Genomic DNA, 396 nt, shown 5'->3' on the forward strand with positions numbered 1-396 from the left:
CGACGCTTGGGCGCGGCCTCCGCAGCCGGCGCGGCGGGGACCGTGAAACCGGCCGCGATGACGGCGGCCGCTGTGGCGACACCGATCGCGCTGCTGCGCAACGTCATGAGTCGAGTCATCTCAGGCACCAGGCTCCGGGTTGGCGGGACGGGAGTAGTACAGGCTGCTGACCGTGTTGGCCGAGATCACACGCGGAAACACAGCCACCTCGTCGACGTCGCCACCCCAGTAGTGGGTGGCCGCACCCGAGCTCTGGGACCGGCCGATCGCGAACTCACCCTGCGCGGTGGTCGCGGCCGTGACCGGGATCGTCTTGGCCACATCCCCGTTGACGTAGAGGGTGCTGGTCTTGGCTCCGGCGTCATACACGCCGACCAGGTGCACCCACTCCCCTGT

At 69.2% G+C, this 396-nt stretch carries 1 protein-coding gene; it reads right to left on the bottom strand.

Features of this window, described 5'->3' with window-relative positions:
• Positions 1-120: 120 nt before the first annotated feature.
• The coding region (locus tag N802_RS19165) for a LamG-like jellyroll fold domain-containing protein (protein ID WP_156971539.1) at positions 121-396 on the bottom strand (276 nt) is incomplete at its 5' end.

It is taken from the genome of Knoellia sinensis KCTC 19936 (genome assembly GCF_000768705.1).
GTDB lineage: Bacteria > Actinomycetota > Actinomycetes > Actinomycetales > Dermatophilaceae > Knoellia > Knoellia sinensis.